A 531-nucleotide genomic window follows, 5' to 3' on the forward strand; every position below is an offset into this window, starting at 1 on the left:
TGCCACGCTAAATCGACCAACTCATTAAACGGCACCGAGCCATCAAACTGCTGGAACAGCCAAGAAAGTGTTCCCGAGAAGATTCCGGATAGCGCCACAATCTCGTCACCACTTTCACGCAGATCTCGCACGGTATGGTTGATAGGTAACCCAGCCCCAACCGTCGCGTTGTAGAGCCAGTAACGACCGATTTTCGCGAATGCATCTTGCACTTGATGGTAGTACTGACTGTCGGCAGAGCCTGCAACTTTGTTAGCAGAAATTAAATGGATGCCTTGCTGAGCGATATCAACATAACGTTGCGCCAACTCTTTGCTCGCGGTCACGTCCAATACCACGGCTTCATCATAACCTTGTAAATCGCCCAACCGACTCAGCCACGTCCCATCGTTCTCAATACTTTCATCATCAAACTTGTCGGCAACCGCCGCCGCATCGATACCCTTTTCATCAAACCAATATGTCTGGCTATCGACAACGGCGACTAAGTCAAAGCTCATACCGTGGCGTTTTTCGAGTTCTGTTTTCTGA

At 49.5% G+C, this 531-nt stretch carries 1 pseudogene; it reads right to left on the bottom strand.

Features of this window, described 5'->3' with window-relative positions:
• Window positions 1-531 (bottom strand): annotated as a pseudogene (gene metL / locus R7Q11_RS29010) (bifunctional aspartate kinase/homoserine dehydrogenase II); the annotation flags it as partial.

It is taken from the genome of Vibrio sp. 970 (genome assembly GCF_033339075.1).